12 protein-coding genes are annotated in these 16,160 nt (G+C 73.2%); 7 read left to right on the plus strand and 5 right to left on the minus strand.

From position 1 onward, the window contains the following. Nucleotides 1-18 precede the first annotated feature (18 nt). Nucleotides 19-3,084 (minus strand): beta-N-acetylglucosaminidase domain-containing protein, encoded by a 3,066-nt coding sequence (locus ACZ3OF_RS05185; RefSeq protein WP_361678436.1) that lies wholly within the window; start codon nucleotides 3,082-3,084, stop codon nucleotides 19-21. 224 nt (nucleotides 3,085-3,308) lie between these two features. Here ACZ3OF_RS05185 and ACZ3OF_RS05190 point away from each other — a divergent pair, with 224 nt between their 5' ends. From ACZ3OF_RS05190 to ACZ3OF_RS05200, 3 genes are read left to right on the plus strand one after another with little or no spacing between them, the layout of a single operon-like run. Beyond that, a complete protein-coding gene (locus tag ACZ3OF_RS05190; protein ID WP_467302937.1) occupies nucleotides 3,309-3,566 on the plus strand; it encodes a hypothetical protein in 258 nt (85 codons plus the stop codon). Nucleotides 3,567-3,612: 46 nt separating this feature from the next. Continuing rightward, entirely contained in the window at nucleotides 3,613-5,697 is a 2,085-nt protein-coding gene (gene malQ / locus ACZ3OF_RS05195; RefSeq protein WP_467302938.1) for a 4-alpha-glucanotransferase, read from the plus strand. A 20-nt stretch (nucleotides 5,698-5,717) separates the two neighbouring features. Beyond that, a complete protein-coding gene (locus tag ACZ3OF_RS05200; protein WP_260226244.1) occupies nucleotides 5,718-5,954 on the plus strand; it encodes a hypothetical protein in 237 nt (78 codons plus the stop codon). Nucleotides 5,955-6,034: 80 nt separating this feature from the next. Here ACZ3OF_RS05200 and ACZ3OF_RS05205 read toward each other — a convergent pair whose 3' ends face one another. Then, on the minus strand, nucleotides 6,035-6,550 hold the full coding sequence (locus ACZ3OF_RS05205) for a MarR family winged helix-turn-helix transcriptional regulator (protein ID WP_361678444.1): 516 nt from the start codon (nucleotides 6,548-6,550) through the stop codon (nucleotides 6,035-6,037). 153 nt (nucleotides 6,551-6,703) lie between these two features. Between ACZ3OF_RS05205 and ACZ3OF_RS05210 the strand changes: the two genes are divergently transcribed. The 4 genes from ACZ3OF_RS05210 to alc all read left to right on the plus strand — a co-directional run bounded on the left by ACZ3OF_RS05210 (nucleotide 6,704) and on the right by alc (nucleotide 10,809). Next, nucleotides 6,704-7,636 carry an EamA family transporter gene (locus ACZ3OF_RS05210; RefSeq protein WP_467302940.1) on the plus strand — a complete coding sequence of 311 codons (933 nt, stop codon included), beginning with the start codon at nucleotides 6,704-6,706 and terminating at the stop codon, nucleotides 7,634-7,636. Nucleotides 7,637-7,661: 25 nt separating this feature from the next. Beyond that, nucleotides 7,662-8,600 (plus strand): DMT family transporter, encoded by a 939-nt coding sequence (locus ACZ3OF_RS05215; RefSeq protein WP_467302942.1) that lies wholly within the window; start codon nucleotides 7,662-7,664, stop codon nucleotides 8,598-8,600. Nucleotides 8,601-8,661: 61 nt separating this feature from the next. Beyond that, nucleotides 8,662-9,582 carry a LysR family transcriptional regulator gene (locus ACZ3OF_RS05220; RefSeq protein ID WP_361678450.1) on the plus strand — a complete coding sequence of 307 codons (921 nt, stop codon included), beginning with the start codon at nucleotides 8,662-8,664 and terminating at the stop codon, nucleotides 9,580-9,582. A 90-nt stretch (nucleotides 9,583-9,672) separates the two neighbouring features. After that, a complete protein-coding gene (alc, locus tag ACZ3OF_RS05225; protein WP_361678453.1) occupies nucleotides 9,673-10,809 on the plus strand; it encodes an allantoicase in 1,137 nt (378 codons plus the stop codon). A 132-nt stretch (nucleotides 10,810-10,941) separates the two neighbouring features. Here alc and pepN read toward each other — a convergent pair whose 3' ends face one another. From pepN to ACZ3OF_RS05240, 3 genes are all read right to left on the minus strand, one after another. Then, complete coding sequence (pepN, locus tag ACZ3OF_RS05230) at nucleotides 10,942-13,515, minus strand: aminopeptidase N (protein WP_361678456.1); 2,574 nt, start codon at nucleotides 13,513-13,515, stop codon at nucleotides 10,942-10,944. Nucleotides 13,516-13,567: 52 nt separating this feature from the next. Next, the gene (locus tag ACZ3OF_RS05235) at nucleotides 13,568-14,860 is read right to left on the minus strand and encodes a TerD family protein (protein ID WP_361678459.1); all 1,293 of its coding nucleotides are present in this window, start codon (nucleotides 14,858-14,860) and stop codon (nucleotides 13,568-13,570) included. Nucleotides 14,861-15,027: 167 nt separating this feature from the next. Then, nucleotides 15,028-16,044 carry an aspartate-semialdehyde dehydrogenase gene (locus ACZ3OF_RS05240; RefSeq protein ID WP_467302946.1) on the minus strand — a complete coding sequence of 339 codons (1,017 nt, stop codon included), beginning with the start codon at nucleotides 16,042-16,044 and terminating at the stop codon, nucleotides 15,028-15,030. Nucleotides 16,045-16,160: the final 116 nt, after the last annotated feature.

Below are 16,160 nucleotides of genomic sequence, written 5' to 3' on the forward strand. Positions count from 1 at the left end.
CGCCGGTGAGGGCGCCCCCTACTCGTCCGTGGGCTGTTCCGGCTGTTCGGGCTGCTCGGGCTGCCCCGGTTCCCCGGGCGTCCCTGCCGTCCCGGCCGTCCCCTCGGGCGGCCCCGGCGTGACGGGTTCCTCCGGCGGGGCCACCGCGTAGGTCTCCACGGACCAGAGCGAGTAGCCGTACTGCGTCGCCCGCCTGTCGCCCTGCACCCGCAGGAAGCGGGTGTCCGCCGCGTCCATGCGGACGCTCTCGCGGCCGCCCCGGCCCTCGGCGACGGTCGCCGCGGTACGCCAGTTGCGGCCGTCGGCGGAGACCTGGATGCGGTAACGCGACGCGTACGCGTCCTGCCAGTGCAGGACCACCTGCCCTATCCGGGCCGGGCTCGCCAGCTCCAGCTGCCACCACGCGCCGTCCTCGGCGGGGGAGGACCAGCGGGTGGCCGGGTCGCCGTCCAGGGCCGAGACGGCGGGGAAGTCGGGGGTCTCGTCACCGGAGGACGAGGCCGTCGCCGTACGCGCCAGGTCCGGGCCCGCCGTGCGCGGGAAGGCGCGGACCGTCAGCGTCCGTTCCTCGCCCGCGAAGGACACCGGCACCTGGTACGAGCCCGCGGGCACGTCCGGCGCGACCGACACCTCCAGCGGCACCGTCGCGCGCGTGCCGCGCGGCACCCGCGCCTCCTTGGGGAGCCGTACCTCGATCCCCTTCGGCGCCCGCGCCGTCAGCGCCCCGCGCACCTCGTCGGTGCTCCGGCCCACCAGCCGTACGTCCACCCGCCCCGCGGGCCCGCCGATCTCGGCGTCGAGCTCCGCACGGGCCAGCACGAGCTCGGCGGGCGGCTCGTCCGCGAACCACGGCACCAGCGAGCGCACCCGCGGGTCGCCCCGTCCGTCCGCGCCGTTCCACACGATCCGTACCGCGTCCGCGCGCAGCCCCTTCACGTCCGTCTGCGTCCAGCCGGTCGGGGAGACCGGGCCCAGCGACCGCCAGCCCTCGCCGGGGACGTACGCCTCCACGCGCGCCGACTCGCCCGAGCCCGGCTCCGTCATCACCGTCACCGCCTCCACGGGCCGCGAACGGTCGAGCCGGACGGTGTACGCGTCCCGCTCCCGGTCCGCCGTGCGGCCGGCGCGGCGCTCGCGGTCCGCGCCCGTCCAGGCCGCCGACTCCGTCACCGCGCGCGTGAGGAAGGCGTCGAGGACGCCCTTGCCCACGGTCACCTCGCTCCCCTTCAGGGACTCGCGCAGCGACTCCAGCTGCAGCTGGGACTGCCAGGCCGCCGCGCCGTCACCACGGGCCTGGGCGAGCACCATGTCGACCGCCGTCTCGCCCGCGAGGCCGTAGCGGGACAGCTGCTCCAGCCAGGGGCCGACCTCGTCGTCCAGGGTGCCGCCGGCCGTCGCGGCGAGCCGCCGGGGAGCCTCCCGCATCACGGTGAACGCCGCGCGCAGTTCGCGCCCGGCCTTCTCCCGTACGGCCCCGTCCTGGGCCGTACGGCTGTTCCAGAACGAGGTCATCAGCGGCTTGAGGTACGCAGACTCGCCCGCAGGGTCGAGGATCGAGGAGGCGCCGTTGCCGGCCAGAGCCCGCAGCGCCTCGCGGGCGGCGGGGTTCGGTCCCGCCAGTTCGTCGACGGCCGCCCGCCAGGACTCCTGCGGCCGGTAACCCCGCGGGTTCCAGGCGTAGTCCGCGGCGGTGAAGAGCGGGATCCGGGAGACGGCGGCCTGCTCCATGGCGTTGGCGAGGAACGCGGCCGAGCCGGCCGCCACGGCCGGCTCGCGGCCCATGGAGGGTCCGAGGAAGAGCCGGTCCTGGGCGTAGTCGTTGACCGGGTAGTTGTCCATGGTGACCAGCGGGTGGTCCATGGCGTTCCGGGCGCCCGCCAGATCACCCCCGGTGATCGTGCGAGGAACGGCGCCCACGCCGGTCCAGGCGACCTGCACCCGGTCGTCCAGCGCCGCGGCGAGCGCGGTGCGGTAGGTGGTCGCGCCGTCCTGGTAGTACTCCGTCGGCATCAGCGTGAGCGGCGGCGCGTCCGGGTACCGGGCGGCCAGGTGACGGGCCACCTCGCTCGCCACGCGCGCGTGGGCGGTCGCCGCGGCCTCCGGCCCGCGCCCGAAGGTGTCCGCGTCCTTCGAGCAGTGCCACTCGCTGTAGCTGACGTCCTGGAACTGGAGCTGGAAGGAGCGCACCCCCAGGGCCCACATCGCGTCGATCTTGCGGGTGAGCGCCTTCACGTCGTCGCCCGAGGCGAGACACATGGACTGGGCGGGGGACACGGCCCAGGCGAGCGTCACATGGTTGGCGCGGGCCCGCTCGGCGAGCGCCCGGAACTCCGCGCGCTGCTCGGCGGGGTAGGGGTCGCGCCACTGGACCTGACGGTACGGATCGTCACCGGGTGCGTAGAGGTAGCGGTTCTGCTTGGTGCGGCCCATGAAGTCGAGCTGGGCGAGGCGCTGTTCCTGGCTCCAGGGGCGGCCGTAGAAGCCCTCGGTCAGGCCGCGCACGGCGGTGCCGGGCCAGTCGCGGACGACGACGCCGGGGATCTGCCGCTCGTCCTCCGGCGCGCCGTCGATCAGCTGACGCAGGGTCTGTACGGCGTGGAACAGGCCGTCCTCGCCGACTCCGTCCAGGGCGACGGTGTTCCGGCCCTGCACGCGGCCCGTCGCGAGCCGGTAGCCGCCGCGCGGCAGATCGGCCCGCTCGGCGACGCGCAACGCCCGCAGGGCCTCCTGGGAGGCGGCCGAGCCCGCGCGGATCACGGTCCCGCCGCCCGGCAGGGACGTGTGGACGGTCCGTACCCCCGCCGCCCGCAGCACCTCGCGGAGCGCGGCGACGGCGTACGGGTCGGCGTCGGCGTCCGTGAGGAGGGTCACCTCGTCGCCCAGCGGCACGGCGGGACCGGCGGCCCGCAGCGACTGCGGGCGCGGCCAGACGTCGGGTCCGGCCGGGCTCTGCGGTACGTCGGGGGTGGTGACGGGGGAGACCGGGGCGGCCTGGGCGGCGCCGGTGAGGCCGCTGCCGAGGAGTCCGCCGATCACCGCGGCGGCCACGGCGGTCGCGGTCCGCTTCCTGCGTCCGAGGTGCACGGGGCCCCTCTCTCCTGTGGGTGACGCCGCCTCTGGGTCACGAGTGGGTCACGAGCCCACCACCCGTCCGGCAGGGGTGTCAATGCGCGTGGCCGAAGTGTCGGGTTTGCCCGGGGGTCTTCCGGCGAGGTGGCACCGCTTCGCCAACTTCCGCCGGTAAAACGGGGTGCGGTGGGTAGGGCTCTGTCGTTCCACCTGTTCTCGACGAAACCGGGAGAACCCCCGTGACCACCATCGCCCCCCACGCCCTCGACATACCCGAGCTGAAACAGGCCCCGCTCACCAGCGAGCCGTTCCTCGCCCACGCCGCACCCCTGACCAGCGAGCCGCCCCTGACGTCGGCGACCCCCCTGACCAGCGAGCCGCCCCTGACGTCGGCGACCCCCCTCACCAGCGAGCCGCCCCTGACCTCGGTGGCGCCGCTCACCAGCGAACCCACAGCCCCCGGCACCGCGGGCGGCACGGAGTCCCCCGGAGTGTGACCGCGGGGCCGGCCGCCACCACCGTCCCAGACCTCTGGAGTGTGAAGTGACCCTGGCCCGCCTCGCCGCCCTCCATGGCGTCGCCACCGCGTACGAGCCCTCCGCGGGCGTGACCGTCCAGGTGCCCGACGCCACCGTCGTGACCGTGCTCGCCGCCCTCGACGTGGACGCCGGCACACCGGAGGCGGTCGCCGCCGCCCTGGAAGCGGCGGAGCGGGCCGAGCGGGAACGGCTGCTCCCGCCCACGCTGGTGCGCTGGCAGGACGGCCCCGTCCGGCCGCCCCAGGACCTTCCGCCCGGCACCCGGCTGCGCGTCACCACCGAGTCGGGGGAAGTCGTCGAGGGCGACGACTGGGACGGCCTGCCGCCCGGCGTGCACCGCGTCGAGGCCCGGGACCCCGAGGGGCGCGGCGCCGTCGGCACGCTGATCGTCGCCCCCGCGCGCGTGCCCCGGCCCGAGGGGCGCGTGTTCGGGCTGCTCGCCCAGCTGTACTCGGTGCTCTCCACCCACTCCTGGGGGATGGGCGACCTCGGCGACCTGCGCGAACTGGCCACCTGGGCGGGCCGGTCGCACGGCGTCGGCTTCGTGCAGGTCAACCCGCTGCACGCGGCCGTGCCCGGCGAGCCCACCGACCCCTCCCCGTACCGCCCGTCCTCCCGCCGCTTCCCCGACCCGGTCCATCTGCGGATCGAGGACATCCCCGAGTACGGCCTCGTGGGCCCGCGCTACCGCGACGCGCTGGACGCGATCGTCGGGGACGCCGCCGAGCTGCGCGAACGTGTCCTGCGCAAGGGCGCGTTGATCGACCGGGACGCGGTGTGGGAGGTCAAGCGGCGCGCTCTGGAGCTCGTACGGACGGTGGAGCTCGGCCCGGGCAGACGCGCCGAGTACCGCGACTTCCTCGCCGAACGGGGCCGCGCCCTGGAGGACCACGCGACCTACTGCGCGCTCGCCGAGCGCCACGGGCACCACTGGCGGTCCTGGCCCGAGGAGCTGCGCGACCCCCGCTCCGCCGCCGCGGCCGTCCGCGCCGACGACGAGCTGACCGCCCGGGTCGACTTCCACTGCCGGCTGGCCTGGCTGACGGACCGCCAGCTGGCGGCCGCGAGCGAGGCCGCGCGGGAGGCGGGGATGGCGGTCGGGATCGTGCACGACCTCGCGGTCGGTGTGCATCCGGACGGCTCCGACGCCTGGGCGCTCCAGGACACCTTCGCCGCCGGGATGTCGGTCGGCGCCCCGCCCGACGCCTTCAACTCCCGCGGCCAGGACTGGGGTCTGCCGCCCTGGCGCCCGGACGCCCTCGCCGCCTCCGGCTACGCCCCGTACCGCGGCCTGCTGCGGGAGCTGCTGCGGCACGCGGGCGCGCTGCGCATCGACCATGTGATGGGCCTGTTCCGGCTCTGGTGGGTCCCCGAGGGGTGCGAGCCCACCGAGGGCACGTACGTCCGTCACGACTCCGAGGCGATGCTCGCGGTCCTCGCCCTGGAGGCCCACCGGGCCGGCGCGGTCGTCATCGGCGAGGACCTCGGCACGGTCGAGCCGGGCGTACGCGAGCAGCTCGCGCGGCGCGGGGTGCTCGGCACGTCCGTGCTCTGGTTCGAACGGGACTGGTCGGGCACGGGCCGGCCGCTGGCCCCCGAGGAGTGGCGCGCCGACTGCGTGGCCACCGCCACCACGCACGACCTCCCCTCCACCGCGGCCAGGCTCTCAGGCGACCATGTCGCCCTGCGCCACCGGCTCGGGCTGCTCACCGGCGACCTGGGGCGCGAGCGCGCCCGGGACACGGCCGAGGTCGCCGAGTGGCTGACGTACCTGGAGCGGCTCGGGCTGCTCCCCGAGGGCCCGGGCGACGAGGAGGCCGAGGTGCGGGCCGTCCACCGGTTCCTGCTGCGGACCCCGGCCACGATGGTCGGGGTGTGGCTGCCGGACACGGTGGGGGACCGGCGGCCCCAGAACCTGCCCGGGACCTGGGACCAGTACCCCAACTGGCGGCTGCCGGTGGCGGGCCCCGAGGGCCAGCCGCTCACCCTGGAGGAACTGGCCGCCTCGCCCCGGCTGCACCGCCTCCTGGAGGTCTTCCGATCCCCGGAGGGCGTCCGTACGGCACCCCCGGACGCGCGGCCCGTTTAGGTGTTCGCTACGTTTGCACCGTGGACAAGAAGAACGCCCTGCGCGCCGGTGCTGTCGCGGCCGGTACGACGCTGATGATGCTGCTCATGTCGTCCCCCGCGCTCGCGCTCACCCGCGACGACGGTGACGACCCGGCCCCCAAGCTGAGTGTCGTCGAGACCCTCGGCCTGTTCGTGGCCGCGCCGATCGTGCTGTTCCTGGTGATCGCCGGTCTCGTGATGGTGCTCGACAAGTCCGACAGGCCCAAGAAGGCCTGAGGCCCAGCCGCTTCCGAGGGCGCCGCGCCGGTACATGAGTACCGGCGCGGCGCCCTCGTGTGCGTCCACGCGGTCGTCGTTCACACGACCGTGGTGGCCAGGAGCTTGCGCAGCAGACTCGCCAGTTGCTCCGCCTCCTCGGGCGTGAGCGCGGCCTCCAGGGCCTCCCGCTGCTGCGCGAGCCCCGCTCCCACCGCCTGGTCCACCAGCTCGCGCCCGCGCTCGCTGAGCGTCACCCGCAGCCCGCGCCGGTCGTTCGGGTCCGGGCTGCGGGTGAGCAGCCCCGCCTTCTCCAGCTTGTCCAGTCTGCCCGTCATCCCGCCCGTGGTGATCATCAGCGTGGCGGTGAGCTCGCGCGGGGAGAGGGTGTAGGGCTCACCCGACCGGCGCAGTGTCGCCAGGACGTCGAACTCCCCGAGCCCCATGCCCCCGTACGGGGAGTACGCCTTGTCCACCCGGCCGCGCATCCCCGCGGCCAGCCGGTAGATCCGCCCGAAGACGGCCATGGGGAGGGTGTCCAGGTCGGGGCGGACGGCCGCCCACTGGTCCGTGATCGCGTCGACGGCGTCGTGCGCGGGGGGTTCGGTGCTGTCCATGACGGCAGTCTCCTGTCCAGATCGACTCGACGGCAAGTAAGTGACTGGAAAGCAAGATGCTCGTGCGTAAGTCACTTGCCAATAAGTAGCTTAGCAGTAAGCTACTTATCACCAAGCCACTCGGAACCACTCCGGACCAAGGGGGGACCCGTCATGTCCCGCAAAGCCGCCGTCGTCGCCCTGACCGCGCTCGCCCCGATCTCCTGGGGCTCCACCTACTTCGTGACCACCGAGTTCCTGCCGCCCGACCGGCCGCTCTTCACCGGCCTGATGCGTGCGCTGCCCGCCGGACTGCTGCTGCTCGCCGTCACCCGCACGCTGCCGCGGGGTGCCTGGTGGTGGAAGTCCGCGGTCCTGGGGGCCCTCAACATCGGCGCCTTCTTCCCCCTGCTCTTCCTCGCCGCCTACCGGCTGCCCGGCGGTGTGGCGGCGGTCGTCGGCTCCGTCGGCCCGCTCTTCGTGGTCGGTCTGGCCGCGCTCCTCCTCGGCGACCGGCCCACCGCGCGGTCCCTTCTCACCGCCCTCGCCGCCGCCTTCGGTGTCAGCCTCGTCGTCCTGAAGGCGGGCGCCGCCCTCGATCTGGTCGGGGTGCTCGCGGGGCTGCTGTCGGCGCTCTCGATGTCGGCCGGCGTCGTCCTCACCAAGCGCTGGGGCAGGCCCGAGGGGGTGGGCGCGCTGGCGCTCACCGGCTGGCAGCTCACCGCCGGCGGTCTGGTCATCCTGCCCATCGCCGCCCTGGTCGAAGGCGCCCCGCCCGCCCTGGACTCCACGAACCTCCTCGGCTACGCCTATCTCGCCTTGGGCAACACCGCGATCTCCTACTTCCTCTGGTTCCGCGGCATCGAGCGGCTGAGCGCCTCTTCGGTGACCCTCCTCGGTCCGCTCTCGCCGATCACCGCGGCCGTCGTCGGCTGGGTGGCGCTCGGCCAGGCGCTCGGCCCCGTGCAGCTCGTCGGCATGGCGGTCGCCTTCGGCGCCACCCTGGTCGGCCAGCTCAGCCCCCGTACCGCCAAATCGTTCAGTTCAACTGAACAGAAGAGTCAGGAACTTTCGATGGACCTGGAGGTTTCCTCGGTGCGACGGTAGTGCCTCACCGACCGGAAGGATCACCGTGGCACTCCTGGCCCGCGTCCGCACCACCGAGCCCACCGCCGCCCCGCGCGTCCTCGCGCGGGGCGCGGGCGTGGGACTGCTCCTCGCGCTCCTCGCCACGGCCGTCTGGTCCGGCAGCTTTGTCGCCACCCGGGACATGGCCGACTCCGTCCCGCCGGTCCAGGCCGTCTTCTGGCGCTGGGTCATCGCCCTCCTCGCCGTCGCCCCCCTAGCGGCCCGGCAGGCGTGGCGGCAGCGGCACCTGATCCGCCGCCACTTCGGGTTCGTCGCCCTGGCCTCACTGTTCGGCGTCGCCCTCTACAACACCCTCGTGCACCAGGCCGCACTGACCACGACCGCCTCCAACATGGGCATGATCATGGCCGCCTCCCCGGTGATCATGGCGCTCTTCTCCCGGCTCGGAGGCGAACGCCTCGGCGCCCGCCGCACCGTCGGGATGCTCCTCGCCGCGCTCGGCGTGCTGCTCCTCGTCGGCAAGGGCTCCCTCGCCGCCGACCTCACCGCGGGCGATCTGTGGATGTTCGGCGCCGCCCTCTCCTTCGCCGCGTACAGCGCCCTGCTCAAACGCAAGCCCGCCGGGATCGGCGCCCTGGCCTTCCTCTTCACGACCTTCGTGCTCGGCGCCCTGATGCTGCTCCCGGCGTACGGCGTCAGCATCGCCGTCCAGGGCGGCTTCGAGCCCGGGACCGGCACGGTCGGCCCTCTGCTCTACCTCGGCGTCCTCTCCTCCGCCGTCGCCTTCCTCGCCTGGAACAAGGCCATCGCCCTGATCGGCGCGGCCCGCGCCGGAGTCGTCTACTACCTCCAGCCGGTCTGCGTGGCCCTGCTCTCGTACGCCCTGCTCGGCGAGGAGCTGGGGATCGTGGGCGGCGCGTGCATGGCGCTGATCCTGGGCGGGGTGGCGCTGGCGAGTGCGCGGGCCCGGGCCCGGGCATGAGCACGACCCCGCGCGGTCGCGCGTGAACGGTCCGCACGCTGCCCCCGGTAGGTTGCGACCCATGACCGAGTGGGACATCAAGAAGCTCCAGATCCTCCGCACGCTCCGCGACCGCGGCACCGTCACCGCCACGGCGGAGGCGCTGCTCATGACCCCCTCGGCCGTCTCCCAGCAGCTCAGCAACCTCGCCAGGCAGCTCGGCGTCCCGCTCCTGGAGGCGCACGGGCGCCGGGTGCGCCTCACCGACGCCGCGCATCTCGTGCTCCGTCACGCCGAGGCCGTCTTCGCCCAGTTGGAGCGCGCCGATGCCGAACTGGACGGCTATCTGCGCGGCGAGGCGGGCCAGGTGCGGGTGGCCGCGTTCTCCACGGCCGTGCCCGCCCTCGTCGTCCCCGCGGTGCAGCACCTCCGTACCGCCCACCCCGGCCTCGACGTCCGGATCCGCGAGGCCGAGGCGGCGGAGGCGTACGAACTGCTCACCGCCGGCGACGTCGACCTGGCGCTCTCGCTCGCCGCCCACGCCCCCTCCGCGCGCGACCCCAAGTTCAGCCGCGTCCCGCTGCTCGCCGACCCGCTGGACGTCGCCCTGCCCGCCGGACATCCCCTCGCCGACGCGCCCGGGCTGCGACTTGCCGACCTCTCCGCCGAGCCCTGGATCTTCGGCGGCTCAGGGCCCTGGTCCGAGATCACCACCGCCGCCTGCGAGGCCGCCGGATTCGTGCCCGAGCAGGCCCACAGCGCCGCCGGCTGGACCGCGATCCTCGCCATGGTCGAGGCCGGGATGGGCGTCGCCCTGGTGCCCCGGATGGCCTCCGCCGAGCGCCGCGGCGAGCGCGGGATCGTCATGCGGGTCCTCTCCGCCGACCAGCCCCGCCGCCATGTCGTCGCGGCGGTACGGCGCGGGGCCGAGGAGGGCCCCGCCGTGGCCCGGGTGCTCGCCGCGCTCCGGCAGGCGGCCGTCCAGCGCGAGACCGTGCAGTAGCACCGCGGAAGCCGATCGTTCAGTTCAGCTGAAAGTATCTGTCGAAAACATTCGATGGACCGGGGTGCTCGGGCCCGGCACAGTCGAGGCATGAGCTTCGACGAGAACGCCGCGACCGCCGACCCGCACGCCAACGACGCCGCCCCCTACGCCGGGGGCGACCCGTACGCCGACTACCGCACCGGTGACTTCCCCTTCACCGAGCTGGTCGACCTGGCCGACCGCCGCCTCGGCGCCGGTGTCGTCGCCGCCAACGACGAGTTCTTCGCCGAGCGCGAGAACCTCCTCGTCCGCGAGCGCGCCGTCTTCGACCCGGAGCACTTCGGCCACAAGGGCAAGATCATGGACGGCTGGGAGACCCGCCGCCGCCGTGGCGCCGACGCCGAGAACGTCTTCCCCGCCCCCGAGGACCACGACTGGGCGATCGTCCGCCTCGGCGCCCCCGGCGTGATCCGCGGCATCGTCGTCGACACCGCCCACTTCCGCGGCAACTACCCGCAGCGGGTGTCGATCCAGGCCACCGCCGTCGAGGGATCGCCCAGCCCCGAGCAGCTCCTCGCCGACGACGTGAAGTGGGAGGAGATCGTCCCGCCCACCCCCGTCCGCGGCCACGCCGCCAACGGCTTCGGGATCGACGTCGAGCGCCGCTTCACCCATGTCCGCGTCTGCCAGCACCCCGACGGCGGCATCGCGCGCCTGCGCGTCCACGGCGAGGTCGTCCCGGACCCCGAGTGGCTGGAGCTGCTCGGCACCCTCGACCTGATCTCCGTACTCAACGGAGGGGTGTACGAGGACGCGTCGGACAAGTTCTACTCCTCGCCGACGCAGATCATCCTGCCCGGCACCTCCCGCAAGATGGACGACGGCTGGGAGAACCGCCGCCGCCGGGTCCGCGGCACCAACGACTGGGTCCGCTTCCGGCTCGCCGCCCAGGGTGCCGTACGCGCCGTCGAGATCGACACCGCGTACCTCAAGGGCAACTCGGCCGGCTGGATCGCCCTCCAGGGCCGCAACGGCGAGACGGGCGAGTGGTTCGAGATCATCCCCCGGACCAGGCTGCAGCCCGACACCCTGCACCGCTTCAAGCTCCCCGCGCAGGCCGTCGTCACCCACGTCCGCCTCGACGCCTTCCCCGACGGCGGCGTCGCCCGGATGCGTCTCCACGGCGCGCTGACCGAGCAGGGCGCGGCCGACCTGCGCGCCCGCTACGCGGCGCTCGGCGGCTGAGCCGCCGGACCCAGGTCTCCGCCCGGCGGGCGGCCGCGCACCGACGCCCGCCCGCCGAGCGGACTCGAACGGACGAAGGGGCACCTCCGTGGGGGAGGGTGCCCCTTCGTCCTTCCTTCGTCCGAACCGTCGTTACGCCGCGGCCGCGTCCGCCGCCTGCGCCTTCAGGGCGCGCTCCACGCCCGCGCGGCACTCCGTCACCAGACGTCGCAGCGCCGGCGCCGGGTCGTTCGCCGCGATCCAGGCGTCCGTGGCGTCCAGGGTCTCCTGCGAGACCTGGATCGTCGGGTAGAGCCCGACCACGATCTGCTGGATCATCTCGTGGCTACGGGTCTCCGAGACGCCCTTGATCGAGGCGAAGTACTTCGCCGTGTACGGGGCGAGCAGCTCACGCTGGTCGGTCTGCACGAAGCCCCCGATCACCGCCTCCTGCACGGCGTTCGCCAGCTTGTCGGACTCCACGACCGACGCCCAGGCCTCCGCCTTCGCCGCCTCCGTCGGACGGGCCGACCGCGCGGTGGCCGCGTGCCGCTCGCCCGCCGCGGTCCTGTCCCGCTCCAGCTCGGCCGCGATCTCCGACTCGTCGTAGACGCCGGTCGCCGCCAGACGCTGTACGAACGCCCAGCGCAGCTCGGTGTCGACCGCCAGGCCCTCGATGGACTCGCCGCCCTCCAGGAGGGCCGCCAGCAGGTCCAGCTGCTGCGGGGTGCGGGCGGTGGCCGCGAAGGCCCGCGCCCAGGCGAGCTGGTGGTCGCTGCCCGCGTCGGCGGCGCGCAGGTGCGCCAGCGTCGCGTCGGTCCAGCGGGTCAGCCCGGCCTCGCGCCACTCCGGCGCCGCGTACAGGTCGAGAGCGGCCTTCACCTGGCCCTGGAGCGACTGGACCACGCCGATGTCGGACTCCTTGCCGATGCCCGAGAGGACCAGCTCCAGGTAGTCGCGGGTGGCCAGCTCGCCGTCGCGGGTCATGTCCCAGGCGGAGGCCCAGCACAGCGCGCGCGGCAGCGACTCGGCGAAGTCGCCGAGGTGCTCCGTGACGTTCTTCAGCGACACCTCGTCCAGCCGGACCTTGGCGTACGACAGGTCGTCGTCGTTGAGCAGCACCACGGCCGGACGCGTCTTGCCCTCCAGCTGCGGCACGTTCGTCAGCTCGGTGGCGGTGACGTCCAGCTCGACCCGGTCCGTACGGACCAGCTTGCCGGCCGCGTCCAGGTCGTAGAAGCCGATCGCGATCCGGTGCGGACGCAGCGTCGACTCGCCCTTGGCGCCCGCGGGGAGCGCCGGGGCCTCCTGCTTGACGGCGAACGAGGTGATGACGCCGTTCTCGTCGGTCCCGATCTCCGGGCGCAGGATGTTGATGCCGGCCGTCTCCAGCCACGCCTTCGACCAGGCCTTCAGGTCACGCCCGGAGGTCTCCTCCAGCGCGCCGAGCAGGTCGGAGAGGCGCGTGTTCCCGAAGGCGTGACGCTTGAAGTACGCCTGCACGCCCTTGAAGAACTCGTCCTGGCCGACGTACGCGACCAGCTGCTTGAGGACGGAGGCGCCCTTGGCGTAGGTGATTCCGTCGAAGTTGACCAGCACGTCCTCGAGATCGTTGATCTCGGCCATGATCGGGTGCGTGGACGGCAGCTGGTCCTGGCGGTACGCCCAGGTCTTCTCCGCGTTGGCGAAGGTCGTCCAGGCGTTGGGCCAGCGGGTGCCCTCCACGGATGCCTGGCAGGCGACCGAGGTGAACGTCGCGAACGACTCGTTCAGCCACAGGTCGTTCCACCACTCCATGGTGACCAGGTCGCCGAACCACATGTGCGCCAGCTCGTGCAGGATCGTCTCGGCCCGGCGCTCGTACGCCGCGTCCGTCACCTTCGAGCGGAAGACGTACTGGTCGCGGATGGTGACCGCGCCGGCGTTCTCCATGGCGCCCGCGTTGAACTCCGGCACGAAGAGCTGGTCGTACTTGGCGAAGGGGTAGTCGTACGCGAACTTCTCCTGGAACCAGTCGAAGCCCTGACGCGTGACGTCGAAGATGTGCTCCGCGTCGAGGAACTCGGCCAGCGACGGACGGCAGTAGATGCCGAGCGGAACGGTCTGGCCGTCCTTCTCGTACGAGGAGTGCACCGAGTGGTACGGGCCGACGATCAGCGCGGTGATGTACGTCGAGATCCGCGGGGTCGGCTCGAAGACCCACACGTCGTCCTTGGGCTCCGGGGTCGGCGAGTTGGAGATCACCGTCCAGCCGCTCGGCGCCTTCACGGTGAACTGGAAGGTCGCCTTCAGGTCCGGCTGCTCGAAGGACGCGAAGACGCGGCGGGCGTCCGGCACCTCGAACTGGGTGTACAGGTACGCCTGGTCGTCGACGGGGTCGACGAAGCGGTGCAGACCCTCACCCGTGTTGGTGTACGCGCAGTCCGCGACGACCTTCAGCTCGTTCGGGCCCTGGTGCAGATGGGCCAGGGCGATCCGCGAGTCACGGAAGACGGCGGCGACGTCGAGCGCGTGGCCGTTGAGAACGACCTCGTGCACGGCGGGGGCGACGAGGTCGATGAAGGTCTCCGCACCGGCCTCGGCGGAATCGAAGCGGACGGTGGTGACGGACCGGTAGGTGCCGCCCTCCTGCGCACCGGAGAGGTCGAGGTCGACCTCGTACGCGTCCACGGTCAGCAGCTTCGCCCGCTGCTGCGCCTCTTCACGGGTCAGGTTTGTGCCAGGCACCCGGTCAACTCCTCGGTTTCGTGATGTTTGGGTCATCCTTCCACGCCGTACCTCAGCGCCGCATCGCACATTTCCACGGTCCGTCGCCGCTGATCCGGAGCAGTCCCGGACCGGTCACGGACGCGCTGACACGGACCTCGCCGATCTCGTGGACCAGGAGCTCCTGGTCCTCCGCGTCGTACTCGGGCTCGCGCGCAGGGGTGTGCCGGTGGACGGTGAAAGGGGACTCGCCGTTGTGGGAGAAGTCGAGGACCCCGGGCGGCCCGTCGTAGACGACGAGGTCGTGTGCGTGGCCCTCGATATGGCTGTCGAAACGGCGGGCGTGGGCGAGCGGGAGGACGCGCAGGGTCCACGGGGTGTCGGCGTCGACCCGCAGGGTCAGGGGCCGGTCCGGCGGGACGACGGCGACGGTGCGGGCGCGGACGTCGTCCTCGTAGGCCATGAGCAGGAAGTCCTCGGCGCGGCCGTGGGCGTCGCAGGACTCGATGGTGGTGGAGATCGAGTGGTACGACTCGATCTCCAGGAGCGCCCAGCCCGGCGGGATGGCGGGGTCGCAGTGCACGGTCTCCTTGCCGCGGCCCTGGTGCACGGAGGGCCGGAAGGAGGACGAGAAGGGGTCGAACACCGCGGGGGCCACGTGCTCATGGCACGGGACGGGCAGGGGCGAGGTCTCGTACCCGGGCGCCGGCCGGGGCGTGGGCGGGGTCCCGTAGGCCTGGCTGTGCACGGGCGTGGGCGGGGTTCCGTACCCCGGCGCCTGTCGCGGTACGGGCGGGGGCACGTAGCCGGGGCCCGGGATCGGGGCGGGCGGGGGCTCGGCCACGATGCCGAAGTCCGTCGCCAGCCCGGCGAGCCCGGAGGCGTACCCCCGCCCCACCGCGCGGAACGTCCAGCCGCCCTCCCGCCGCCGGAACTCGCCGAAGACGAACGCCGTCTCCGTCGTCGCGCCCCCGATCGCGAAGTACGAGACGGGCGCGCCCGAGAGATCCGTGACCCGCACGTCCAGGCTCCGCACCTGCCCGAAGGACCCGCCGTCCACGGAGGCGGCGACCACCACGCGGTCGACCTCGCGCTCCATCCGGGCGAGATGCAGCCACAGCCAGTCCGCGGCCGCGCTGCCCGGCGCTCCCGGCGCGGACTTCCCCAGATGCCGCACCGCTCCGGAGGGGTGCTCGGTGTGGTTGTAGAAGACGAGGTCCGCGTCCCCCCGCACCCGCCCGCCGCCGTCGAGCAGCAGCGCGGAGACGTCCACCTCGGGCGCGCCGGGGACGGTCTGCCAGGTGACGGCGACCTGGAGGGCCTGGGCGGGGACCGGGAGGTCGGCGCACTCGGGCAGCTGGGTCATGGTCGGATCCTGTCACTCGGAGGCCCGGCTTCGAACGCGTTGTCCGAATTCCGCCGGACCGTGACCACGGGACGCCGGAACGGGACGCGAGGACGGGATGCCGCGCCGGTACGCCGAAGGGGCGGCCGTCCTCCCGGACGGCCGCCCCTTCGGCGTACCGAACGGCGTCAGCCCTTCAGCTCCGCCGCGACCAGCTCCGCGATCTGCACCGCGTTGAGCGCGGCACCCTTGCGCAGGTTGTCGTTGGAGAGGAAGAGCGCGAGCCCGTTGTCGACCGTCTCGTCCACCCGGATGCGGCCCACGTACGACACGTCCTTGCCTGCCGCCTGGAGCGGGGTCGGGATCTCGGAGAGCTCGACGCCCTCCGCGTCCTTGAGCAGCTCGTAGGCGCGCTCGACGCTGATCGGACGGTCGAAGCGGACGTTGACCTGGAGCGAGTGGCCGGAGAAGACCGGGACGCGCACGCAGGTGCCGGAGACCTTCAGCTCGGGGATCTCCAGGATCTTGCGGGACTCGTTGCGGAGCTTCTGCTCCTCGTCGGTCTCGAACGTGCCGTCGTCGACGATCGAGCCGGCCAGCGGGACCACGTTGAAGGCGATCGGACGCTTGTAGACGGCGGGCTCGGGGAACTCCACGGCCTCGCCGTCGAACGCCAGCTGGTCCGCGTTCTCGGCGACGGCGCACGCCTGGGTGCGCAGCTCGGCGACGCCCGCGACGCCCGAGCCGGAGACGGCCTGGTAGGTCGTGGCGACCAGCGCGGTCAGGCCGGCCTCCTGGTGGAGCGGCTTGAGGACCGGCATGGCGGCCATCGTGGTGCAGTTCGGGTTGGCGATGATGCCCTTGGGGCGGTCCTTGATCGCGTGCGGGTTGACCTCGGAGACCACCAGCGGGACCTCGGGGTCGCGGCGCCAGGCGGAGGAGTTGTCGATCACGACGGCGCCCTGGGAGGCGACCTTCTCGGCGAGCGCCTTGGAGGTCGCGCCGCCGGCGGAGAAGAGGACGATGTCCAGGCCGGTGTAGTCGGCGGTGGCCGCGTCCTCGACCGTGATCCCGTCGAGGACGGTGCCGGCGGAGCGGGCGGAGGCGAAGAGCCGCAGCTCGTCGACAGGGAACTTCCGCTCGGCCAGGATGCTGCGCATGACTGTGCCGACCTGACCGGTGGCTCCGACGATTCCGACCTTCACGGGGACTCCTCCGTACGTTTGTGCAGGCTGCTGCCGTCCATGATGCGTATGTCCTGGCCCGCCTTGTCCAATCCATTGTCCGAGGATCGGGACGGTAGGGCGACGGCGGCCGAGGC

The sequence above is a fragment of the Streptomyces sp. NPDC022552 genome (assembly GCF_055561875.1).

Bases quoted from the DNA above. Each gene is read 5' to 3' on its own strand.
- ACZ3OF_RS05205 (WP_361678444.1), bottom strand. From the start codon at position 6,550: ATGGACAGCACCGAACCCCCCGCGCACGACGCCGTCGACGCGATCACG.
- ACZ3OF_RS05210 (WP_467302940.1), top strand. From the start codon at position 6,704: ATGTCCCGCAAAGCCGCCGTCGTCGCCCTGACCGCGCTCGCCCCGATC.
- ACZ3OF_RS05220 (WP_361678450.1), top strand. From the start codon at position 8,662: ATGACCGAGTGGGACATCAAGAAGCTCCAGATCCTCCGCACGCTCCGC.
- alc (WP_361678453.1), top strand. From the start codon at position 9,673: ATGAGCTTCGACGAGAACGCCGCGACCGCCGACCCGCACGCCAACGAC.
- ACZ3OF_RS05235 (WP_361678459.1), bottom strand. From the start codon at position 14,860: ATGACCCAGCTGCCCGAGTGCGCCGACCTCCCGGTCCCCGCCCAGGCC.